Consider the following 23,458-nt stretch of genomic DNA (forward strand, 5'->3'; position numbering starts at 1 on the left):
AAATTATGGAATCGTTTCTATTGGCGGTTGATTCCGCTCAGCACCATCATATCCTTTATTTTGATTGATAACACCTTTGGTATTTGCCGTAATCACGGTTGACGGAATTGGCCATAAGGCATGAAATGGGGCAATATTGGCCACATTCCCTAACATGGAAATCTTTTGATCATAGGTCGGATTCTTACGCCGAACACGATCGTAATAATAGTTCTTCTCACTAAAATTAGCCAAGGTATATCCTTGGAGATTTTGCTTCGCCAGAATATAGGAAACCCGCACCAACTCGGTATGGCGTGGCTCTTCCGCAAATAGTTCCCGCGCGCGTTCGTCCATAATAAAGTCTAAGGTCACTTCCCCTGCCGTCATCGGTAAAGCCTTCGCACGTGTTCTTACCTTATTAATATCATCTGCTGCCAGTTGCATTTGTCCCTTCCAGAAATAGGCTTCCGCACGAAGTAAATGTGTTTCTGCCAATCGGAAAACATACCAATCGCCATTACCACCCTGCGGAGTAGCCGCTTTATTTTGTTCAGGAACATAAAGAATATAGTGAGGAATAGCGTAAATACTTCTGAAGGTATCCAAAGGATCCGCGAAATAGGCCGGATTTACCGGTTTCCCAAAATCTTTGGACGCAGGATTGTTGTATTTATATTCATGATTATCCACCCAATTAGAATTGCTGCGACGCAAATCTGTCGTATTCTTATACGTTGCCCCTTTGTACGACCAAACATCGTATTGATAAAAACCGGTCAAGCGCACGTTCGCATTTCCTCTGCCCAGGGAATCATACATAGGCCCCGAAGCAACCATGCCCGGCTTACCTTCACTATCGCGAACAGGTGCCTGAAACCAAGAACATCCATAGTAGCGCATCGTAAATAAACCCAAAGAACGGGCATCTGCCGGCGCCTCAAAGCGATCTATAGTCGCTAAAATAGTTTCTTTATTTGTTGAAATCGATACATTTTCCGGACGGTGTAAATCCCACATTAAATCCCGATAGTTATTCGCGGCATCTTTACCAAAACGTGCCGTCATTAAGGAATAAGGACCGTTAATGACTTCCGAAGAACTGGCAATAGCCTTATCAAATTCAGCATTTGATAAATACACCTTCGTCAATAAATGATTCGCTGCACCTTTCGTTAATTCACCCGGCGCTGCAGTTAGCGGTAAATTCTTAACGGCAAATTCCAAGTCCGATTGAATTTTCTTAAGGATAGCAGCCTTACTGTGGGTTTGAAAATCCAGCTTCGCACCATTAATCTCTTCACCAATAAACGGCACATCACCATAGCTATGTACTAAGCGGTAGTACCAATACGAGCGGTAAAAATAACCAATAGCAAGCATGGCATTTTTCTCGTTCTCATCTTTAAATTGTACGGTTTCCACCTTCGCAATTAACACATTACAATTCTTGACATTCTCATACATAAAATTGAACATCTTTAAGAAATTATAATATACGTCATTATTAGGGGTAAGTTTATAGAAATCCAATTGCGACCAAGGTGTTCCTAAATCCGAGGAAGCAAACTCCATAATTAAGTTATGTATCCCTTTGCCCACATTATGGGTTTCTTGCTTTAAATCTCTTTTCAAGGTAACAGCTAAGGAAGCTAAACCCTGAGGGTCTTGATATACATTTTCAGGCGTATAGAAGGATAAGGGCTTGGGATCTAGCCATGATTTACTACACGATAAGCTAATCAGGGTAAGAAATAAGCCGGCTATAATATATTTAATTCTTTTCATGATCTTTCAAATTAAGCGTTATAGGGAAAAGTTAACACCAGCAGAAAAACTGCGAGGCATAGGCATCGCATTGATGCTATTGTAAGCAGACTCTGGATCCCATCCCGGCCATTTATCTAACGTAAATACATTTCTGGCAGCAACAAAAACACGTAGATTTTTAACCTTAATCCGTTCTAAGCTCGAGTTTGGTACGGTGTAGGAAAATGATAAATCTTGCAAACGAACAAAGGATAAAGGTTTGTAAATTTTAATACCACCGCCAAATACAGTCGTTAATGCATTTAAACGAGGATATTCATTATTCCTGTTCTCAGCAGTCCAATAGGGTAAATCATAGGTACTACGTTTATCATAGGTGTCAGATCCACCGGCACGTGCTGCTTCTAAGAAGTACCCGTAATGGCCTAATTCTGCTCTTAAGAAAAAGGATACCGAGAAATTCTTTAAAAAGTCAAAGGAGTTTCTAAAGCCTAATCTATGACGAGGGCGCTTATAACCAATAAACTCCTTATCAATCAGGGCATCATATTTATAGTTTCCATCGGCATCTTTAACCTTAAAATCACCGGGTTTTAGCCCATATTTCGCGGCTTCATCTGCTTCTTCTACTTGCCAGATACCGTTCACCTTATAGTTCCAAATCTGGTCAATTGCTTGTCCCGGGAACCACTCATTTGTGTAATCGGGTAGTTCCTGATAGCCCGTTTTACCGCTGATTGTTGTCTCGCCAAAATCACCAAACAGCTCTTCAATTTTATTTCTATTGGCCGAATAAACGAGGCTACTGTTCCATGAGAAGTTTTCCTTATCCACGTTTACTGTATTTAAGGTAAGTTCCCAGCCCGTATTACTCAACTTGCCCAGGTTGGTTACAACAGAAACATAGCCCGTAATCTCCGGTAACTTCCGATTCATCAATAGATCAATGGTGGTCATGCGGTACACATCGGCAGTCAGGTTAATTCTATTTTTGAACATCGCCAAATCAAGCCCTAGGTTATAAGACTCGGTTTGCTCCCATTTCAAATCAAAGTTTGATAGGGTATTGTTGAATACGCCGATTTGGGAGATTGAACCATTATAATAGCGATTGGAATTTACAGTAGCCAATGCCGCGTACTCGCCTATCGACCTATTACCATTTCTACCCCAGGATGCCCGCAGCTTTAAATCATCAACTTGATCTACATTAAAAAAGGGTTCCTGCGATACCCGCCAAGCAAAGGCCAATGCCGGGAAAGTAGCTCGTGGGTTTTTCTTTCCGAAAGCTGAATAACCATCCCTACGGATAGAAGCTGTAAAGAGGTATTTATCATTTAAGGTATAATTTAACCTGGCCATCGCTGCATCGCCTGTTGCCCTCGTATCGTTAGAGGATACTTTATGATCGGCACCAAACTGAATCCCATGATAGCCTAACCATTGGTTCGGACTGAAAGTCTGGTTGCTTAATAAAGAGTTCCACGCATCAATTTTCTCCGCACTGTATAATAAGGTAACATCAAACTGGTGCATGCCAAACTTTTTATTCCAGTGCACCAAATGGTCTAGCATCCATTCAAAACTGGACTCTTCTTCCCGTGTTGCATAGACATCCTTATAGGTTGAACCGCCGGTAAGCGTAGTGGAAGGGAAGAAATTATACAACTTTTGAAAAGTATACCTCGGGTTGAACGAAGCTTTATAAGATATCCCTAAGGGAAGTTTTATATTCATGTACACAGCAGAGAATAAGCTGTTTATTTTATTCATCTGATCTTGCCCACCTAAATTATTGATTAAAGGGGTAGCTAAGGCGAAACTATTAGGATACCAGATTAAATTTCCATCATCATCGTATTGGCTACCATAAGGACTCATTAAAAACATGGAATTGATGCTTGGAATGATAGCTTGCTGATTCCGATCGGCAAACTGTGCATTTACCCCGGCCGATAACCAATCGTTGATGGTAAAATCAGTATTTAAACGGCTACGGATAATATTAAACTCATCGCCATGCGTTATCCCTTCATTCCCTTGATACCCTAAGGACCAATAATATTTTACCTTATCGGCACCACCAGAAATACTGAGGTCATAATTTTGTTTCACTCCGCGCTTAAATACCTCATCCAACCAATAAATCTCATTACCTGCCAAGTAGTTATCCACCTCTATTTGGTAGAAGTTTAAACGACTTAACCATTCTTTGGTATTATCACTTTGCGGGTTATTACTAGCCTTCCGCCAGGTTTCTAAGCTAATGCCATCCGGAAGATTGTCCGGATTATTATAGTAGTAATTTGGTTTCGAAGAATTATAAGCACGCATCACATCTGTTCTAAAGTCTATATAACCTTGACCATCGTACGTCTTAAATGCATGCATTAAGCTGGATACCCCCACATTCGCTTCCAAATTAATTCTTGGCGTGCCGGTCAAGCCCTTCTTGGTAGTCACCTGAATAACCCCTGCGGCAGCGCGTGCACCATATACGGCGGTGGAGCTCGCATCTTTTAGAATATCCATCGTCTCGATATCCGCCGGATTAATATCCGAAAGGCTACCGTTATAAATTACCCCATCCAACACAATCATCGGACTGGTAGAAGCATTCAAAGATTTAGGACCACGGATTTCCATGGAGCCCCCACCTGCTGAACTGGTACTTTGATTGGAGTTAAAACCGGCAACCGTACCATTCAACATCTCTGTCAATTGCGTCGTCGGTTGATTTTGATAATCCCGCGCATCGACCCGGGCAATAGAACCCGTTAGGTCACTGCGCTTGGCCGTACCATAACCAATTACCACCACCTCGTCTAAATCGGAGGTCGTACTTTGCAGTTTAATAAGTAAGTTAGATTGTGCTTGTGTAACGGTCATTTCATGGGGGCTGTAGTTCATCATGGTAAACGTCAGCTTATCACCTTGATTCACCTCCAAACTAAAATTCCCTTGTTCATCTGATGCGGTGCTTTTGTTTTTGCCTTTTACAGCAATGGTAACCCCGGCTAGAGGCTCATTGGTTTCTGAAGCAATTACCTTCCCCCGAATCTCCAGGCTTTGCACCTGTTGAAAATTGTTTTCGTGAAATACCTTAATCGGTATTTTCGCTTGCAATATGGACGGCGATAAAGCCGAAGACACTGCCAACAGAAGTAAACATGTTGTTTTCATAATTAGTAGTTTTATACGGGTCGTAATGGCATTTGGGTTATGTTGCCATGTCTATACAAGTATATCAATTATGAATTTCACAATAATACATTCTTACAAATTTATTACCGACAACGCTTCCGCTGATTTTTTATAAATATGTCGAATAAAAAACTATATTGTAACAAAACCAACCTAATATGTTACACTTCGCTAGAAATTACCCTTTTTCAATACAGCTAGGCTTTATTTTCATCCTGCATGTTTTACTTTTTTGCGATGCCAAAGCCCAAGTCAACAGCACCTGGGACGACACAGCAAAGAGCAAGTGGCCGCCACAATGCGAAGTTATTAGCATTCCTTCCAGCCTCGATCAGCAACAACAGCCAGCCTATCTATACCGAAGTAAAAAGAATAATCAAGCCCTCATTATCAGTCTGCATACCTGGTCTGGGGATTATACCCAGCGGGATCCTCTTGTTAACTATTGCATTGCTGCGGATATCAACTACCTGCATCCCAATTTCCGAGGGCCGAACAACAGACCCGAAGCGGCAGGAAGTAAGCAAGTCATCCAAGACATAGATGATGCCATTCAATGGGCTATAGATTCTTTACAGCTCAATAAGGAAGAAGTACATGTGGTCGGTGTTAGTGGAGGTGGCTTTGCCAGTCTGTTAACCTACATGAAGAGTAAGCATGCCATTAAATCATTTCATGCTTTTGTCGGCATTTATAATCTCGAAGACTGGTATCATGAATCGCGAGGCCGTAAAAATGTATATGCCGATCATATAATCGCCTTTACCTCCGGCCAGCAGGGCATGCCGAATATGGAAGAAGCCAGAAACCGCTCGCCCTTTTTTATGAAAACACCCGTAAAACAGCGATCCCAAAGCAGCCTACACCTCTACTGCGGAATGCATGACGGCTATACGGGTTCCGTACCTATTTCCCAAACCCTAGAGCTATACAATAAAGTAGTTCAAGATTTTGCAGGAAAAAACAGCGCAAGTTTAGTTCCACAACAAATCATCTACACCTTATTAAAACGACGAAGCAGCCCGGCATTTCCTGTACAACAGGGAGCCTTTATGGGGCGAGACCTGATTTACCATAACCAGTATAAGCAGCAAGTGGAACTGACGGTCTTCGATGGAGGCCATGAAATGCCGGAAGGCAATGTTTTGAATCTTATTTTTTCAAAAAAATAACCCCGGCTCGGAAATTCTATGCAACCGTTATCGCTGATTTTTCTTCCATTCTTCAGCGCTATATTGTAGCATTGTACAAAATGCAAGAAACCTATGAAAACGATCAAACTAGAACCTCAAGATAATGTTATCGTTGCTTTAAGCAACCTAAGCCAAGGCAGCGCGATAGAAACGAATGCCGACCCTCTAACTTTATTAGAAGATATCCCTGCCAAGCATAAAGTTTTTGAACAAGACATGGCGGCCGATCAAGACATCATTATGTATGGTGTCCGTGTCGGTAAAACGACCCAAGCGGTAAAAGCCGGTGCCCGCATGAGTACCGAAAACAGCAAGCATGCAACCGATCCATACCAGTACCGTGGTTTGCAAGCTAGCTGGCAAGCCTTGGATGTGTCCAAGTACCAAGGTCGCACCTTCCAGGGCTACCATCGCCCGGATGGACGCGTAGGAACCGCCAATTATTGGCTGTTTATTCCTACCGTATTTTGCGAAAACCGCAATATGGATGTGATTAAAGCCGCATTATTAGATAATTTAGGTTATAATAAACCAAACGACTATCAAGACTATGTACAGTCCTTAATCCATGCCGTAGAAGAAGGTGAGTCTTTGGAGCAGGTGGATATCGCCAGCTTGGCGCCATCAACACATCGCGTCTTTCAAAACATCGATGGCATTAAATTCCTCAACCATCAAGGTGGCTGCGGTGGAACGCGTCAGGATGCACAAAGCTTAGGGAAATTACTGGCTTCTTATATCGATCATCCGAATGTGGCTGGTGCTACCATTTTAGGATTAGGCTGCGAGAACTTGCAGATGCAGGATCTTTTCGCAGAACTTGAAAAACGAAACCCCAACCTCCATAAACCAATCCTTCGTTTTGAACAACAGAAAACAGGCACCGAACAGGAATTGATTAAAACCTGCCTGCTACAAACTTTCAAAGCCTTGAAGGAGGTCAATAAGCAAGAACGCCAACCTGCAGGATTAGATAAACTGGTATTGGGCGTTAAATGTGGCGGTTCCGACGGCTTTTCTGGCATTTCAGCCAATCCGGCTGTAGGCTATGCGGCCGACCTTTTAGTCAGCTTAGGAGGCTCCGTACTACTAGCCGAGTTTCCAGAGCTATGTGGTGCCGAACAACAACTCTTAGACCGTATGGACAGCGCCGAAAATGCCGAGAAATTCATCAAACTGATGGAGCTGTACAGCCAATCGGCAGAGGCTGTAGGCTCTGGATTCCATATGAACCCATCGCCGGGAAATATTCGCGACGGCTTAATTACCGATGCCATGAAAAGCAATGGTGCCGCAAAAAAAGGAGGAAACTCCCCTGTTGCTGATGTGTTAGAATATACAGAACCGGTTAAGAAAGCAGGATTAAACCTGGTTTGTACACCGGGTAATGATGTAGAAGCCACCACGGGGAAAGCAGCTTCAGGTGCCACCCTAATCCTATTTACCACCGGATTGGGAACCCCAACAGGAAATCCAATCTGTCCAACCATCAAGGTGGCCACTAATAATCAATTAGCGGCACGCATGCCTGATATTATCGACATCAATTCCGGTAGCATCATCGATGGCAGCAAGAGCATTGCCGAAGTGGGCGAAGAAATATTAGACTATTGCATTGCGGCAGCCAGTGGAACCGTAATACCAAAAGCCGTGCAGCTGCAGCAAGATGATTTCATCCCGTGGAAACGTGGCATTAGCTTGTAATTTCATATATTTTATTTAGGCCTCTATAAAAAGCAAAAAATAAGTAAATTGCGGTTAATTAATCGCAATACCTAAAGAAAACGTAATGAAAAACAATCACCTAATCCGTAGTTTCCTGGCCATTTTATGTCTTGTTGCAGTCTGGAACTTGGGCACAGCCCAATCGCGCAGCTCCCAATTGGTTCAAGTGCTGGTCACACCGAACAAGGCCGATTGGACCTACGGCAAAAATCAAGAAATCAGCTTCAACGTGTCTGTCATTAAACATCAGGTACCCGTACAAGGGATAGATGTGAGCTATAGCATTGGCTGGGAGAAAATGGATCCCCTACAATCGGGAACCCTCAAACTAAACGGTCCTTCCAGCTTGGTAGGGAAGCCTATGCAAACCAATACCCCGGGATTTATCCGTTGTGAGGTGAAGGTAAAGGTTGATGGCGAAGAGTACCGTGGCATCGCTACAGCAGCGGTAGCCCCTGAGGAGGTGCAACCGACACAAACGATGCCTGCAGATTTTATGGACTTCTGGAACAAGGAAATCGCAGCCCTAAAAAACATCCCTTTAGATCCGAAATTAACCCTACTTCCGGAGAAGTCAACAGCAACCGTAGATGTCTATCATGTAAGTTTCCAAAACATCAATAATTCCCGCATCTATGGCATTTTAGCCAGACCGAAAAAAGCAGGAAAATATCCGGCGGTATTACAAGTTCCGGGTGCTGGTGTACGACCTTATGATGGCCTCGTGCAACAAGCAGAACAAGGCCTTGTAACCCTTCAGATTGGTATTCATGGCGTCCCTGTGCGATACGATTTGGAATTGTACCAAAGCCTTGCAGCAGGTCCCCTGCGTGGTTATATGATGAATAACCTGGACGATAAAAACCAATATTATTACCGTCGCGTTTACTTAGGTTGCGTGCGTGCCGTAGACTTTCTAAGTCAGCTCGAGGAGGTAAATGCCAACAATATGCAAGTATGGGGCGGCAGCCAAGGCGGAGCCCTATCCATCATTACGGCGGCATTAGATAAGCGCATCAAAAACCTGGTGGCCATTTATCCGGCTATTAGTGATTTAACTGGCTACCTACATGGACGCGCCGGCGGATGGCCTCATATGTTCAATAAAGATAACGCGCCATTTATGGCGACACCTGAGAAAATCGCAAACTCAGCCTATTATGATGTGGTAAACTTTGCCAAGCATGTAAAAGTACCTGGTTTTTATACCTGGGGCTATAACGATGAAACTTGTCCACCAACATCGTACTATGCTGCTTACAATGTGATCAAAGCACCAAAAACATTATTTCTAGTGCAAGAAACCGGCCACTGGACCTTCCCAGAACAACAAACCAAGATTTTTGATTGGGTATTGGAAAAAGCCAATATCAAAAAATAGAAATTGCAAAGCTGCCAGAAATGGCAGCTTTTTTTAAATGGTTGGTCATTTTTCTATCATCAATTTGTCATCAATTTGTCATCGTGCTGTCATGGTGAGCGGAGTCGAACCACGAACGACTGGTACGTCAGTGCAATCAACAATGCTTTACTAACTTATTAGTACTTTTTTAAATAAAAACATCACTTATAACGCTTATTTTTTAACAATGATATAACACTATCAATCAAGACCATAAGTTAGTTTAACTGCACTGACGTACCAGTCGTTCGACTCCGCTCACGATGACAACTTGTGATGACAAATTGCTCCCCCCTTTCTCCCCCCTTTCACAGCCGTATCAAACCCCTTTGCAAACGCCTCAACAACGCCCATAAAAAAGCAATACAAAAACAAAACATAAGCCCAAACTCAAAGCAATCAAACTACGCTCTAGTCCATCCTTCCTTTTTGAGACTTCCAATATTTCTGTATATTTAGCCTTGCAAGCTAAAAAACCGCAATTCTATGGAAGAAGTAAAACCAGTTCCACAGCTCAGTGCCGAAGAAATTCGTGTATTGGGATCATTAATGGAAAAATCGAAGACAACACCAGAATATTATCCGATGACCTTGAACAGCCTTCAAGCGGCCTGTAACCAAAAGTCATCGCGGAAGCCTGTGGTGCAATACGATGAATCGACTATCGTTGATGCTTTGGACACCTTAAAACGCAAGGGCTTAATATCAACAGTTGTGGGTGGTGGTAGTCGTGTCACCAAGTACAAGCATAATGTAGCCATTCAATACCCCTTATTGCCACAGGAAATTGCCATTTTATGCCTGCTATTTCTTCGTGGTCCTTTGACACCGGGAGAAATCAATAGCAATGCGGGTCGGTTATATGATTTTGAATCTTTGGAGGAAGTACAGCAATTGCTCAATAAACTGGCGGATGAAGAACCGCATTATATTCAGCAATTAGCGAAGCGTCCGGGACAAAAGGAAATGCGCTATGTACATCTGTTTAGTCCGTTTGATGAGGCAAGCTTTGAAGAAAGTGCCACTTCGGAAAGTCCAGCAGCAACGGGCAAGCTGGCCGCTTTGGAAGAACGCGTACAAAGCCTGGAAGAGAAATTGGCCAATTTACAAGCGGCCTTTGATAAATTAATGGAAGAATTAAGTTAAAGCTATTTTCGATGAAGAAACGCACCCTCCTTGCCTTTTGCTGCCTTTTCAGTAGTTTCGGCTATGCCCAGCATTTCCATAACCTGGTAAACGATATCCCGTCCAGCTTTCGCGGATTGGAAACTTATAAAGAGAAAGTAATCTGGGTAAGTGGTAGTCGTGGTACAGTTGGCAAATCCGTGGATGCCGGCAAAACCTGGCAATGGGTGAATCCGAAAGGCTATGAAGGGTTTGACTTTCGCGATATTGAAGTATTCTCGGCAAGGGAAGCGGTTATCGTCAATGCAGGTAGTCCGGCGGTGATTCTACATACCAAAGATGGGGGCAAAACATGGAAAGAAGTATACCGCGATGAGCGTAAGGAAATCTTCTTAGACGGCATGGATTTCTTGGGAAAAACAGGCTATATCTATGGCGACCCTATTGATGGGGCATTTCAATTATTAAAATCGACCAATAAGGGAAAGAGCTGGCAAGATGTCAGCAAGCATATTATCCTATTTGCCGAAGCGGAAGAAGGCGGCTTTGCCGCTAGCGGAACAGGGATTCAGGTTTTTCCGAATCGGGTTTATATGGCTTCTGGCGGGCGATACAGCTCTTTTTACAATCGTAATGACAAAGAAAATAGCCTGGATGTAACCGATGTTCCCATCTGGTCAGGCGAATCAGGAACAGGTATCTTTTCGATCGATTTCCTCAACCCCAATGAGGGAATTGCCGTAGGTGGAAATTATATGGCAGATAAGGACAACCGAAACAATATTTTGTTGACCAAAGATGCGGGGAAAACCTGGCAAAAACCACAGCAACCTGTTGGCGGCTATCGTTCTTGCGTAAAATACATCAGTCCACACGTATTGGTTGCAACGGGAACATCCGGCACAGACCTTTCCCGCGATGGCGGTCAAACCTGGACGAACATATCCCCGGGAAGCTTCAACGTAATTGCCGTCTCCAAATCAGGAAAGCATATTTACCTGGCCGGCAGTAATGGTAATATTGAAAGATTGGACCTCAACCCTGATTAAGCTGTAGGATGTTTCCATGGCCCACGATAGCTGCGTTTTAATAAAGCTGTTGCTTCCGGGTCGTTCACACATATCTTTTGAATCGGATCGTATTGCAGGGGTCTTTGTAAGGCCATAGACAGGTTCGCCAATATGCAAGAGGCTGTAGAAATATGACCTTGCTCTACATCAGCAACCGGCAAATGATTGTTTTCTATGGCCGAGAGTAGGTTTATAAAATGCCGACGGGTAGCTGGCGTGGCATTCAATTCTACCCTTGCTTCGCTTAGGTCTTCAGGATATTCCTCTTTTTCATAAACCACATCTTTTACAATCTTTTCGCCCTTACTCGGTGTAAACTCATATTTCATGGTACTACCTTTCAAGGTACCCTTATCGCCGTAAATAATAAATGCCCAAGGAAATTCAGGATCCGTTGGCAGACCCCAGGTGCGATGTTGCCAAACACAATTCAATTCCTCGTATTCAAATAAGGCCGTTTGGGTATCGGCAATATTGCTTTTCCCCTCCTTTTGCACATAGATGCCTCCGGTTGAGCTGATTTGTTTCGGCCAACCCAAGTTTAACATCCAGCGCACCGTATCAAACATATGCACACACATATCGCCCATTATCCCATTGCCATACTCCATAAAGGCGCGCCACCAGCCCCCATGCGGAAGGTTATCATAAGGTCGCAAAGGTGCCGGCCCTGTCCATAATTCATAGTCAATAAAATCAGGAACAGGCTTCTCCGCAGGATTTGCATTATTCCGCATATGGTAATAGCAGCACATTTCTACATGCGATATTTTCCCCAATAAACCCTTGTCAACAATATTTTCCTTTGCATCGATCATATGGGGGGTACTGCGTCTTTGTGTACCAATCTGTACTTTCCGGTTCAGCCTTCGGGCCGTAGCCAGAATAGCCTCCCCTTCCATCACATCCACACTGATTGGTTTCTGCAAATAGACATGGGCTCCAGCTTCCATCGCTGCAATGGCTTGCAGGGCATGCCAGTGATCAGGACTTCCGATTACCACCAAATCCAGGCGATGGGCAGCCAGCATTTTGCGATAATCGTTATAGGCCTTTGGGGTCTTCTTCGATTTTTGGCGTTTAGCAACAAGCTGTACCGCTTCATCTAGTCGGTTTCTGTCCACATCGCATAAGGCCACAACCTCCACATCACGCACCTGTAGCAGGCGAAACAAATCGCTTTTGCCATACCAGCCGGTGCCAATTAAAGCTACGCGCTGAACAGCATGCTTTGTGGTACTTGCCGAAGCGCCCAGCAAGGTAGAAAATGCCAAGAGCGAAGAGCCTCCTATAATAAATTCACGACGGTTTAATTGTAATGCACACATAGGATTAGGGTTATGTTGATATACGAAGATAAGAAAAGCAAGGCCAGGAATTTAAGAAGATGCTAAAAATCCATACCTTAGCTGCTAGATAACCAAATGCGATTATGATGCCTCCTGCAAACGTTGCTGAACATACGTTCGAACAACTGTTTCGTCAATGGAACAGGAAGGTGTATCATTTTGCGTTATCCAAAACAAATTCCACCTACATCGCCGAAGAAACGGTACAGCGTGTATTTATCAAGCTGTGGCATAATTTACAGACAAAAGACTTGGATATTCCTGCGGAGGTACAATTGTTTACGATTAGCCGCTCGGTATTGCTCGATGTTTTAAAGGAAGAAAACCGGCGGTATGCGGTGCTGCAACAATTTCCGGAACAGGCAACGGCGCAACAAGATTTAACACAAATCGAGTATAAAGATCTCTTGCAGGAAGTAGAGAAACTTATCGCTCAAATGCCACCCATGCGGCAACAAGTATTTCGTTTAAGCCGCTTCGAGCAATTGAATTATACAGAAATTGCCAAGCTATTGGCCATATCGAAACGTACGGTAGAAAACCATATTGCCTTAGCCTTAAAAACCATCCGCAAGTCGTTTAGCCATTTGCTATGGCTATTTTTACTTTTTTTTAATTCGCATTAGGGGTAAACTGCTTTTGGGTCGTATTTAGGGTATGCATATTGACCAAGCACTCCTAAAGAAATATTTTCAAGGCACCTGTACAAGCGAAGAATTACAGCAACTTGAAGATGCCCTTGCTAAAAAGGGCCTGACCTTTGATGATTTGCTATCGCAAGCAGACTGGGAAGAGGCGCGTGAAGATGCTTACCACAGCGAACAGGAAATTTGGGCTCGAATTCAGCAGCAGCTACAAGAACCCGAACCTAAACCAACATTCCCTTGGATCAAACGTATTTCACAGTTGGCAGCTGTGGGTATTCTGGCCTTTTTGGTCTATTCCACCTTTTTACAAGAGCGCAAGCAGCCTCAAGCCATAAGCAAATTAGCACCTAAAGAAAAACCCATTGAAGCTGCCGAAGCAAGCGGCAATCTATTCTACATCAACTCCAGTAATCAGGATATGTTGGTCTATACATCCGATAGTTCCAAGATTATTTTGAGCCCCGGCTCAGAGGTACGCTTTGCAGAGCATTTTCAGCATTTACCCGAACGTGCCATTCAGCTGAAAGGAAAAGGAACCTTTTATGTCCGCAAAAATAAAGAACAACCTTTTCGGGTCTATAGTAAAAACCTAATCACAACAGCTTTGGGAACTACCTTTGTCGTCGATGAATTTTCCAAGGAAGCCACCCTGGTGAAGCTCTTGGAAGGGAAAATTGAAGTGAAGGAAGTACATGCACATCAATCGGCAAATAGTCCAGCGCTACTCGTGCGAAACTTCACCCAAACAGGCGAACTCTTGTTAAACCATCAGGAACGAAAAATTGTACGCGAAATAAAACCAAACCTATCCACCGAAAACCGAAATGGCTCTTTTCAAGAGGAAAACGGCAAAATCATGATCAAAAACCTGTCATTACAGGATATATTAATCATATTACAACATAATTTTAACATTAAGTTACAAACACAGGGTTATCTTGCGACGAACAATTTTTTTAGTGGAACATTTAAAAAATCTCCAAGGGTGTATCAAGAAATCATACAAGAAATAAACTACCTCCATAAAACAAACATTCAGATTATTAAACAATAACAGTTCAATCCAGTATTAATTACATTAATTATGAACAACTCTTTACTGAACAAGAAAGGAATGCTTACGGCATTTCTGCTCAACTTCTCGCGACCAAAAACGAGTTGGTCCTTGCACCTGGCCTTATGTGGCGCCTTAAGTATGAGCACGCATGTAGTTATGGCGCAAAGCACCGCCTCTGTGAATGGTGTGGTTCGCGACGCCACAGGCAAAGGCATTGGCGCCGTTACGGTGACTATTGAAAACCCTGCCCTTTCTTTTAAGCGCAGTACCGTGAGCAAGGATGATGGTACCTTTGCCTTCGACCAGGTTCCGCAAGGACAAGGTTATAGCTTTAGGTTTCAATCCTTAGGTTATGCCAGCAAAGACCTCAGCAATTACAACATCAACGCCAATGACAAGGTTTCCTTATCGGTAAGCCTAGAGCAAAATGCCGAAGACTTGGAAGAAGTGGTGGTGACCGCCTTAGGTATTAAGCGGGATAAAAAAGCCCTGGGTTATACCGTAGCAGAGCTAAAAGGCGATGAGTTAACCAATGGAAAAGAAGCGAACGTGGCCAATGCCCTATCGGGCAAGGTGGCAGGCGTACAAGTGAGCCGTGCGGCCTCGGGTGCTGGAGGTTCTGCCAAAGTCGTGATCCGTGGTAATAACTCTCTCATTGGCAATAGCCAGCCTTTATACGTCGTTGATGGGGTGCCTATTGACAATCAGAACCTTTCGGCACCGAGCCAATGGGGCGGTACAGATTATGGTGATGGTATCGGAAATATAAACCCTGATGATATTGAGAGTATGTCGGTATTAAAGGGACCGAATGCGGCCGCCTTGTATGGGCAACGCGGTAGTAATGGGGTTATCTTGATTACCACCAAATCGGGTAAAGCAGGGAAAACATCCTTCAACTTCAATTCCGATTATTCCATTGGAACAGGGTTAATTCTTCCTGATTTCCAAAATGAATATGGACAAGGATTAAATGGCAATTTTACGCATTTCAGAAAAGAGGATGGCAGCATTGTATCTATGGCGGCAGCTCTTGCCGGCAATTTCAAAGGCATGCCAAAGGCCTCTGCAGGGCGCGACCGCACAACACGTGCCAGCTGGGGTGCCCGTATGCAAGGTCAACAATATGAGGATATGTATGGCAATGTCTTAAGTTTTAGCCCGCAGCCAGATACTTACGGCACCTTCTTTCAAACCGAAAAGCAATGGGTGAATAATTTAAGTGTAGACGGAGGCAATGATCGGGTGAACTACCGTTTCTCCTTCGCCAATACCAATGTAGATGGCTATATTCCAACAAATACCTTAAACCGCAATAACTTCGGTTTGCGTTCGCAAGGGAAAATTACCGAAAAGCTGCACATCGATGTGAAAGCGAATTACATCATGCAGCAGGCCAATAACCGACCAACGGTTTCAGATGCGGCAGATAACCCGGCTTATTTATTTATCTCGCAGCCGAGAAGCTTAAGCAACAGCATTGCATCCAGTTATAAATGGACCGAAGAGGAAGTGAAACGTCAGCTGGGATTCTCTGGCATCTTCCCGGGATTGGAGAAAACCTACGCGACAAACAGCTCGACGGCCAACCCTTTCTGGACCATCAATGAAAACCACAATGAAGACCGTCGCGATCGCATTATCGGGATGTTGCGCTTATCTTACGATGTGATGCCTTGGTTAAAACTGGCCGCAACTGGAGGTACTGATTTCTATACCGATCAGCGCTTTCGATATAGGCCAATCAATACGTATCAAAGTTTGAATAAAAAAGGAGACATCCGCGAGGAGGTGCTCCGTAGTCGTGAAGATAATTACGATTTCCTAGCCAGTTCCAACTTCAATGCTACAGATGATATTAAATTGAATGTGAATGTGGGTGCCAGCCATCAAAGTCGTTATTTGCGTTTAACAGGAAATACAGGAAACCAATTTATTGTGCCTGATTTATTTGTGATCAATAACACGACCACGAATTCCTATTTATTCGATTTGGTGGAGTCGCAGATTAACTCGTTGTATGCATCCGGACAGTTTAGCTTTAAAGATTATTGGTTTGTAGACTTCTCGGCAAGAAACGACTGGTCTTCTACCCTTTCTAAGCAAAACAACTCCTTCTTCTACCCTTCAGTAAGCAGTAGTTTGGTGTTAACAGATGCCTTTAACTGGCGCTCTACTACCCTGCCTTACGCCAAAGTGCGTGCTTCTTGGGCACAGGCCGGAAGCTCGGGTAATCCGTATCAATTAACCGGTGCCTATAGCTTAAACCAATATACCCATGGAGGTATCCCTATGGCTTCTTATACGGAGATTATCCCCGATCCGGATTTGAAAAATGAGCTTACCACGTCCATTGAGGCAGGTGCTGATTTTAGGTTTATTAATAATCGCTTGAACCTTTCCTTCACGTATTACCAGGCGCGTACGAAAAACCAAATCCTGGATGTGCCGATTTCCCCGTCCAGTTTATATGTAAAGAACCGCATTAATGCCGGTGAGATCTCGAACAAAGGCTTTGAGTTTGTTGTTTCAGGTTCCCCAATTAAGAACGATGCGTTTGAATGGACCAGCCAGTTCAACTTCAACCGCAATAAAAACAAAGTGGAATCCCTTTATCCGGGGGTGCCGACCTTCTTGTTAGCCACCGACCGCGGTATTAACGTGGTTGCAGAGGTAGGAAAACCGTTCGGCCAATTGATAGGTACGCAGTTTGCCTGGATTAAAGATGAGCAAGGCAATCGCTTGATTGACCCTGCTACTGGCTTACCATTACGCAGCAGTGGCCGTGTAGAAACGGATTTAGGCAATGCCCAGCCGGATTGGATTGGTGGTTTTGCCAATACCTTCAACTACAAAGGCATCAGTTTATACGCCCTAGTTGATATGCGTCAAGGTGGTATTATCTTCTCCCAATCGAATCGGGAGCAGATTATTTACGGTACATCGACCAAGACCTTGGAAGGCCGCGAAGGTACTTATGTAGCTTCAGGCATGCTGGCCACGAAAAACGCCAATGGCGAATGGGTGAGCAGCGGTACCCAGAATACCAAACAGGTAAATGCGCAAGATTATTGGAACCTGGTAGCCAGCGATAAAGAGGTGATGGTTTCGGAAGAAATGGTAAACGATATGAGCTATATCGCGATGCGTGAAATTTCTCTATCCTATAACCTACCGAAGCGTTACTTGCCTTATAAAGCCATAAGAAACTTAAAATTAGGCATCTATGGTAGAAACCTATTCTATTTCCAACGGAAGACCGACGGCTTCTCGCCAGAATCGGCATCCTTCAACGTGCATAACTCATCCATAGGTATTGAATCTACCTCCTTGCCGATGATGCGCAACTTTGGAATTAACTTAACTATGGGCTTATAATCAGCGAAACTAACATGAAAACGATTAAGAAAATAACATATATGGGGATGGGCGCTTTATTATTGAGCACAGCATCCTGCACGAGTGATTTTGAAAAAATTAATACCCCACCAACCTCGGTAACCACCGTTGACCCGGCTTTACTGATTGCCCGGGTATTACGTGATGGTACTTTTCAGGAGTCTGGTGAGTTGCCGGATACGAAGTTTGGGTCTTGGGTTCAGCATTGGGCCGGTGGTCCTGTTGTGCCGGTATCCCGTTATTTCGAAGGACCTGAGAACGGTATCTGGTCGCAGCATTACCAGTTGTTGCGTAATATTTCACAAATCCGTGAAGAGTTAAAAGGGAAGGAAGATGATCCGGCAGGACGTAGCAAGCTGGCTATCGCCTCGATTTACGAAGTATTCTTATACCAACGCTTGACAGATTTGTTCGGCGATGTACCTTTCTCGGAAGTAACAACCTCCAGTAGTGCCATTAACCGTACCGCAAAATTCGATAAGCAAGAAGACATCTATCCGGCCTTAATCCAGCGTTTAGATGCCGCTTTGGCGAAATTGACCACTGGCGACGCCAGTTATGGTACTGCGGACTTTTTCTACAATGGCAATATTGATAAATGGAAGAAATTCGGCAACTCGTTGAAATTACGCTTAGGGATGCGCTTGCGTTATGCTAATGCGAGCCTAGCGCAGAAAACAGTCACCGATGCGCTCTCCTCCAACATGGGGCTTATCGCGAGTAATGCCGATAATGCAGCCGTAGCTACCTTTAATAATGCGCAGGCCGAGAACCAAAACCCCATATTGCGACAATTAACCACAGGAAGTGCTGACTTACGCTATTTAGCGAATACCCTAGTAGATCAGTTAAAAACGTATAATGATCCGCGCCTTCCCCTATTGGCAGAACCCGTGACTATCAATGGTTCGCAAACCTACCAAGGTATTGGCGTTGCTTTAACAGATAATCAATTGTCGCAATTGATCCGTGCAAACTATTCCACACCGAATAAATCGACGTATTTCAGCTTAACAGGAACGGCGATTCCGGTATATGCCTTGACTTATGCGGATGTGTGTTTCTATAAAGCAGAAGCCGCCCTATTGGGTTGGGGATTGAGCAATTCGGAGGCGCATAGCAACTTTGTGGCTGGTGTAAAAGCGGCATTCGCTTTAGCTCCTTACAACTTAAACAGCATTCCAAGCAGCTATGAGCAGCAGGTGTTAAGCTTTGACAACTTGAGCAACGAGCAGAAAATGGAGAAAATTGGCACCCAGAAATGGATTCATTTGTTCGGAAGAAATATGGAAGCCTTTGCCGAATGGCGCCGTACAGGCTATCCGCAATTAACGGCTGGTCCTAACTCGGGATCGACCAATGGTAAGATCCCTCGTCGGGCGATCTATTCCAGCGATGAAGCCGAATTAAACGAAGCGAATTATAAAGATGCCGTAGCTAGATTAAGCAACGGCGACTCCTTCCTCTCGAAAGTATGGTGGGATAAACGCTAATAAGAAAAGCCACTGGAGAAGTTCCAGTGGCTTTTTTTATGCTTAATCTATTTTATTTTAGACTGATATCAGCTCCCATAATATTCTTGTTGTTACGGGATTGATTAGCTTGATCGATAATTAAATAGTTCGCATCAATGGCTGGCAGATTCACACCCAAGATTTCCAATTGGGTGGTAGACATACCATCGGTACTTGCAGCCGAACTGCCCTTTAAAGGTCTTGTTCCGCCGAAGGCCGCATAATCTCCAAATGCGGCAAAGGAGGCCGTTGGATCGAAGGTTTTACTACCAACCTTGCCTTCATAATCATACACTTGAGAACCTAATACACTGGATTTAATGCTATAATTCGCAAAGGCACTACCGCCTAATTCCTGAGAGGATGTGCTGATATTGCCTGAAATAATAGAGTTGTAGATGGCCAAGCTATTATTACCTCCTGAAGCATTTTGGATGGCAAATCCGCCTGAGCCGGTATTGTTCATGCCGCCTTGATTTCCGGATACCGTAGAATTGATCAGGTTGACCTGGGTACCACCATATAAGCTAATACCAGCACCAAAGGCATTGCCCCCCGCAGTGTTGCCATAAATAGTAGAGTTGATGATGTAGAATTGTGATTTCTCGCGGGCATAAATGCCTGCGCCAACTGCGTTGTTACCGAAGATTCCTGTTTGGTTATTGGCAATCGTCACATTATATAGGATATTCACACTTTCAACCGTACTGTTTAAACTGTACAAGCCTCCACCTACGCCGCCAATGCGGTTACCTGTGATTTCAGAATCTATCAATTGCAATTTAGAGCCATCATTCCAGATACCACCACCATTGGAAGCTGCTATCGTCGTGAAGTTATTGCTGATACTTACCTGCTTCATCGTTACATCAGCAGCTGCCGTTAAGTACACACCTGGACAGTGATTTGCGGAACTATTATCTGTAACAATGACATTTTTCATGGATACCTTCGCTCCGGCGATCAACAGACCTCCGCCATGCTGACGGCTAATGTTGATGCCATTGATAGCCACAGAACCCGAGCCTCCGGCTTTACCCTTGGTTAAGGTAATCCCTTCTAGTTCCACTTGTTGATTAGGCATTTTGCCTGCCACAATGGTCATCACGTGAATCGCTTGATCGTTTCCATTCAACATGGTTTTATTAACAGCGGCATTGGCTGTAGCTCCTTCGGCAGCATTCCCTGGATAACCGCCAATCACTTTGATGTTTTGGGCAATTTCAAAAGTAATATCCCCTGCTTGCGTACCACCAGTCAGGTTGTTCACCGGTTGGTAAACGCCAGCAGCAACGTGGACAACATCGCCATTCTCCGCTAATTTTAAAGCTTGGCTAAGCGATGTAGCGGCAGCCCAAGATAGGCCGTCCGCGGCTGCTGTGCCTGCTTGTTTTACGTAATAGTGTTTCGTTTCACTAGATACTTCGCCTGCCTTCTGCACAATGGTTAAGGTGGTTCTAACTTCATCTGTGATGTAAGCATCTACCGTACCGGTACGTGCTTCTAAATCTCTGTTTCTGGCCACAATGATGCTGACCTTTCCAGACTCCATGGCATTCGCCTTTACGAAGGAAATCCAGGAGCTTTTGGTACTGAGGCGAAACGGTAGATTGCTCTGCACATCGACTTCAATGGTATCTAAGGCATTTTCTACTTCCACATTGGCTTTTGAAAAAGCAATTTCACCAGCCTTCGGCTCAAAACTTTGAATATCTATTTTCTGACAGGCTGTATGTAGGTTCAGGAATAATAACCCTGACAATAGATATAGGAATATATTTCTTTTCATGAGGATTACTTTTTAAGGATTAAAATACCATTCGCAACGGCACGTTCCATACCGCCGTTATCGGATGGCCAGTTACGAAGAACAAAGCGATTGTCGGTAAAGTCTGGCGTATTGCGGATAAAGAAGGTGCTGGAACCTCCACCGTCTAAATTAATTGCATCGTAGGCGCCCATGGCTTTCAGTGCTTTGCCTAAGGCTTCGTAATTCATGCCATTGGAATAATGAAAACGACGTCCATCCACCACAAGCATATACACCTTAGAACCATCTTGCGATACGCCAATGGCCGTACGCGGCTCTAAGCGAGCATCTGTCTGCGTGACTAGCACGCCATTGGAAACTAAGGTTACCCGACCTCCTACGGCCTCATAGATGGAAGATTTTACATCCTCGTAATCAGATTGCTCACCGACAAAGGCTTTTCCGTTCTTAAGGATAGCAAAGAAGGTATTTATGCCATCAGTAACGGTGGTTTTAATAGGCAGTCCTTCTTTGTAAAGGATACCTTGCGGTGCGCCGGTTGTCATATTGAAGAAGTCGGCATTGATACCGGCCCATACCTGATGTCCCTCCGCATCCTCATACAGCGCCTGCTTGGTCATGCCTTGCATCGCAAATTTCGGGGAGTTATTCGGTGTAGATACCTCAATGGCAATATTGGGCTTGTTCAGATCGATTTCAAACGTGAAGATCTTCATCGCATGGCCTGTATTGGAAATATAGGCAACCTCGGAGGCTACCAAGCCATCCTGAATCACATAGGAAGTATCCTGCTTCAAGTGTACCATCAGGTTTGTGCCATTGGCAATCTTCTTGGCAACTTCCGTTTTTGGATTGAATATATAATTGTCTTTTACCTCAATAAATTCTTCCTTGTTGCTGCAGGAGACTACAACGAAAGGCAGGATAAAAAGTGCTAAATATAGTTTTCTAAACGTATTCATAGTGTTTCGATTAATAGCCAGGGTTTGGTGTTAGGTTGCTGTTTCGCTGCAACTCCGATCCTGGAATGGGCAATAGGGTTTGATAGTTTAAGATGCCTAAGCTAGAGATGGCTTTCCCGGTACGAACTAAATCATAATACCTAAAGTTCTCTCCCAATAATTCCAGCTGTCGTTCAGCCAGTACAGCATCAAGGAAATCAGCTTCGGAAGCTGGATTTGCATTCGGCAATCCGCGGTAGTTCCGCAATTGGTTCAATCGGCCTAGCCCGCTTTGCAAGCCTTGGGCCTCCGCAGAGATCAGGTACATCTCGGCAATACGCGAAATAATAACAGGATCACGACCCGTTTGCCCGCTCGGATACTTATTGACGCATTCCGTTCCAGCAATATTAATAATGGTCATGTTACGACGTTTGTCGGTTCCGGAGAACAGATTCACCGTCTTATCCGTAATCCGATAGTTCCCCTGCCCCTTGTTCGGGTGAGCGTAAGAATAGAACAGATCGGAAATATTGATAGACGATTCCTCAGAAAGATTCTCAAAGGAGAAGATGATCTCTGAATTGGCTTGCTTCCGGAAGATTTTCTCAAAGCTATCTAAGGCGTATTTCCCAGAGGTGATCAGTTTTTCAGCAGCCTCCGCAGCCTGTGCCTTTTTACCTTGGGCTAAATAAACCCGGGCTTGTAAAGCCGTAATGGCATCCGCAGAAACATAGTAATAGCTATCGGCAGTAGTTAATAGCTTGGCCGCTTCCGTTAGGTTTTGCTCAATAAATCCCCAAACCTCAGCTTTTGCTGTACGGAAGGGTTTCTCCAAGGTATTCTCGGGTAATAAGGGCACATCGCCCCAACGAGTAACCAAGTTGTAATAATTCAAGGCCCGGAAATAATAGGCTTCCCCTAAGGTTTTATTGCGAATAGCACTAGCCTCTTGTTTATTACAGATATCGATGACATTATTTACCTGATACAAAGAGCTGTAATAGCCATTCCATCCCCTGGATACGACCGAGTTTAGCGGCGATAAAAGGCTGGTTATTAAATTAATCGGCGAGGTATTGGCACTGGTTTGTAAATCACCTCCCAAGAGATCGAAAAGGATGAAATTATGGACACCAGGGTCATTCTGCATGTTGTTGTACATCCCGATACGTAAGGCCGGCAGGTCACCTTCTGTTACGGCTTCAGGAGCCATGGCGGAATGCGAGTATAAATCGAGTTGATTAGCACAGGAGCTGGAAAAAAGTAAAGCTGCCGCTAATGCGATATAATTGAATTTTAGACGTTTCAT

15 protein-coding genes are annotated in these 23,458 nt (G+C 44.1%); 9 read left to right on the plus strand and 6 right to left on the minus strand.

Features of this window, described 5'->3' with window-relative positions; genetic code table 11:
• Window positions 1–3: 3 nt before the first annotated feature.
• Both GQF63_RS03280 and GQF63_RS03285 read right to left on the minus strand, forming a co-directional pair.
• Window positions 4–1,767, minus strand: a complete 1,764-nt coding sequence (locus GQF63_RS03280; RefSeq protein ID WP_160367685.1) for a RagB/SusD family nutrient uptake outer membrane protein — start codon at window positions 1,765–1,767, stop codon at window positions 4–6.
• A gap of 18 nt (window positions 1,768–1,785) precedes the next feature.
• A complete protein-coding gene (locus GQF63_RS03285) occupies window positions 1,786–4,932 on the minus strand; it encodes a SusC/RagA family TonB-linked outer membrane protein (RefSeq protein WP_160367686.1) in 3,147 nt (1,048 codons plus the stop codon).
• Between the two features lie 179 nt (window positions 4,933–5,111).
• Here GQF63_RS03285 and GQF63_RS03290 point away from each other — a divergent pair, with 179 nt between their 5' ends.
• The 5 genes from GQF63_RS03290 to GQF63_RS03310 all read left to right on the plus strand — a co-directional run bounded on the left by GQF63_RS03290 (window position 5,112) and on the right by GQF63_RS03310 (window position 11,447).
• On the plus strand, window positions 5,112–6,125 hold the full coding sequence (locus tag GQF63_RS03290) for a prolyl oligopeptidase family serine peptidase (RefSeq protein WP_160367687.1): 1,014 nt from the start codon (window positions 5,112–5,114) through the stop codon (window positions 6,123–6,125).
• 93 nt (window positions 6,126–6,218) lie between these two features.
• The gene (locus GQF63_RS03295) at window positions 6,219–7,850 is read left to right on the plus strand and encodes a UxaA family hydrolase (RefSeq protein ID WP_160367688.1); all 1,632 of its coding nucleotides are present in this window, start codon (window positions 6,219–6,221) and stop codon (window positions 7,848–7,850) included.
• Window positions 7,851–7,935: 85 nt separating this feature from the next.
• On the plus strand, window positions 7,936–9,252 hold the full coding sequence (locus GQF63_RS03300; protein WP_160367689.1) for an acetylxylan esterase: 1,317 nt from the start codon (window positions 7,936–7,938) through the stop codon (window positions 9,250–9,252).
• Between the two features lie 507 nt (window positions 9,253–9,759).
• Entirely contained in the window at window positions 9,760–10,419 is a 660-nt protein-coding gene (locus GQF63_RS03305; RefSeq protein WP_160367690.1) for a YceH family protein, read from the plus strand.
• Between the two features lie 11 nt (window positions 10,420–10,430).
• Window positions 10,431–11,447, plus strand: a complete 1,017-nt coding sequence (locus GQF63_RS03310) for a WD40/YVTN/BNR-like repeat-containing protein (protein ID WP_160367691.1) — start codon at window positions 10,431–10,433, stop codon at window positions 11,445–11,447.
• On the opposite strand, the gene GQF63_RS03315 is transcribed toward GQF63_RS03310, so the two are convergent.
• Window positions 11,444–12,796, minus strand: coding sequence for a Gfo/Idh/MocA family protein (locus GQF63_RS03315; RefSeq protein ID WP_160367692.1), 1,353 nt, complete (start codon window positions 12,794–12,796; stop codon window positions 11,444–11,446). The genes GQF63_RS03310 and GQF63_RS03315 overlap by 4 nt on opposite strands.
• 104 nt (window positions 12,797–12,900) lie before the next feature.
• On the opposite strand from GQF63_RS03315, the gene GQF63_RS03320 reads away from it, so the two are divergent.
• Genes GQF63_RS03320 through GQF63_RS03335 form a run of 4 tightly spaced genes read left to right on the plus strand, consistent with a single transcriptional unit; the run spans window position 12,901 to window position 19,413 of the window.
• Window positions 12,901–13,443, plus strand: a complete 543-nt coding sequence (locus GQF63_RS03320; protein ID WP_160367693.1) for a sigma-70 family RNA polymerase sigma factor — start codon at window positions 12,901–12,903, stop codon at window positions 13,441–13,443.
• Between the two features lie 31 nt (window positions 13,444–13,474).
• On the plus strand, window positions 13,475–14,518 hold the full coding sequence (locus GQF63_RS03325) for a FecR family protein (RefSeq protein WP_160367694.1): 1,044 nt from the start codon (window positions 13,475–13,477) through the stop codon (window positions 14,516–14,518).
• 30 nt (window positions 14,519–14,548) lie between these two features.
• A complete protein-coding gene (locus tag GQF63_RS03330) occupies window positions 14,549–17,899 on the plus strand; it encodes a SusC/RagA family TonB-linked outer membrane protein (protein WP_160367695.1) in 3,351 nt (1,116 codons plus the stop codon).
• A 14-nt stretch (window positions 17,900–17,913) separates the two neighbouring features.
• Window positions 17,914–19,413, plus strand: a complete 1,500-nt coding sequence (locus GQF63_RS03335; RefSeq protein WP_160367696.1) for a SusD/RagB family nutrient-binding outer membrane lipoprotein — start codon at window positions 17,914–17,916, stop codon at window positions 19,411–19,413.
• Between the two features lie 52 nt (window positions 19,414–19,465).
• Here the strand turns inward: GQF63_RS03335 and GQF63_RS03340 are convergent, their stop codons facing one another.
• The 3 genes from GQF63_RS03340 to GQF63_RS03350 are packed head-to-tail and all read right to left on the minus strand — an operon-like array spanning window position 19,466 to window position 23,458.
• Window positions 19,466–21,223, minus strand: a complete 1,758-nt coding sequence (locus tag GQF63_RS03340; protein WP_160367697.1) for a BACON domain-containing protein — start codon at window positions 21,221–21,223, stop codon at window positions 19,466–19,468.
• A 5-nt stretch (window positions 21,224–21,228) separates the two neighbouring features.
• On the minus strand, window positions 21,229–22,167 hold the full coding sequence (locus tag GQF63_RS03345; RefSeq protein WP_160367698.1) for a phosphodiester glycosidase family protein: 939 nt from the start codon (window positions 22,165–22,167) through the stop codon (window positions 21,229–21,231).
• A gap of 10 nt (window positions 22,168–22,177) precedes the next feature.
• A complete protein-coding gene (locus tag GQF63_RS03350; RefSeq protein ID WP_160367699.1) occupies window positions 22,178–23,458 on the minus strand; it encodes a RagB/SusD family nutrient uptake outer membrane protein in 1,281 nt (426 codons plus the stop codon).

The sequence above is a fragment of the Sphingobacterium humi genome, assembly GCF_009768885.1.
GTDB lineage: Bacteria > Bacteroidota > Bacteroidia > Sphingobacteriales > Sphingobacteriaceae > Sphingobacterium > Sphingobacterium humi.

Coding starts and splice junctions, on each gene's coding strand:
- GQF63_RS03295 (WP_160367688.1), top strand. CDS start 6,219: ATGAAAACGATCAAACTAGAACCTCAAGATAATGTTATCGTTGCTTTA.
- GQF63_RS03330 (WP_160367695.1), top strand. CDS start 14,549: ATGAACAACTCTTTACTGAACAAGAAAGGAATGCTTACGGCATTTCTG.
- GQF63_RS03340 (WP_160367697.1), bottom strand. CDS start 21,223: ATGAAAAGAAATATATTCCTATATCTATTGTCAGGGTTATTATTCCTG.
- GQF63_RS03280 (WP_160367685.1), bottom strand. CDS start 1,767: ATGAAAAGAATTAAATATATTATAGCCGGCTTATTTCTTACCCTGATT.
- GQF63_RS03320 (WP_160367693.1), top strand. CDS start 12,901: ATGATGCCTCCTGCAAACGTTGCTGAACATACGTTCGAACAACTGTTT.
- GQF63_RS03315 (WP_160367692.1), bottom strand. CDS start 12,796: ATGTGTGCATTACAATTAAACCGTCGTGAATTTATTATAGGAGGCTCT.
- GQF63_RS03335 (WP_160367696.1), top strand. CDS start 17,914: ATGAAAACGATTAAGAAAATAACATATATGGGGATGGGCGCTTTATTA.
- GQF63_RS03325 (WP_160367694.1), top strand. CDS start 13,475: ATGCATATTGACCAAGCACTCCTAAAGAAATATTTTCAAGGCACCTGT.
- GQF63_RS03310 (WP_160367691.1), top strand. CDS start 10,431: ATGAAGAAACGCACCCTCCTTGCCTTTTGCTGCCTTTTCAGTAGTTTC.
- GQF63_RS03300 (WP_160367689.1), top strand. CDS start 7,936: ATGAAAAACAATCACCTAATCCGTAGTTTCCTGGCCATTTTATGTCTT.
- GQF63_RS03305 (WP_160367690.1), top strand. CDS start 9,760: ATGGAAGAAGTAAAACCAGTTCCACAGCTCAGTGCCGAAGAAATTCGT.
- GQF63_RS03350 (WP_160367699.1), bottom strand. CDS start 23,458: ATGAAACGTCTAAAATTCAATTATATCGCATTAGCGGCAGCTTTACTT.
- GQF63_RS03290 (WP_160367687.1), top strand. CDS start 5,112: ATGTTACACTTCGCTAGAAATTACCCTTTTTCAATACAGCTAGGCTTT.
- GQF63_RS03285 (WP_160367686.1), bottom strand. CDS start 4,932: ATGAAAACAACATGTTTACTTCTGTTGGCAGTGTCTTCGGCTTTATCG.
- GQF63_RS03345 (WP_160367698.1), bottom strand. CDS start 22,167: ATGAATACGTTTAGAAAACTATATTTAGCACTTTTTATCCTGCCTTTC.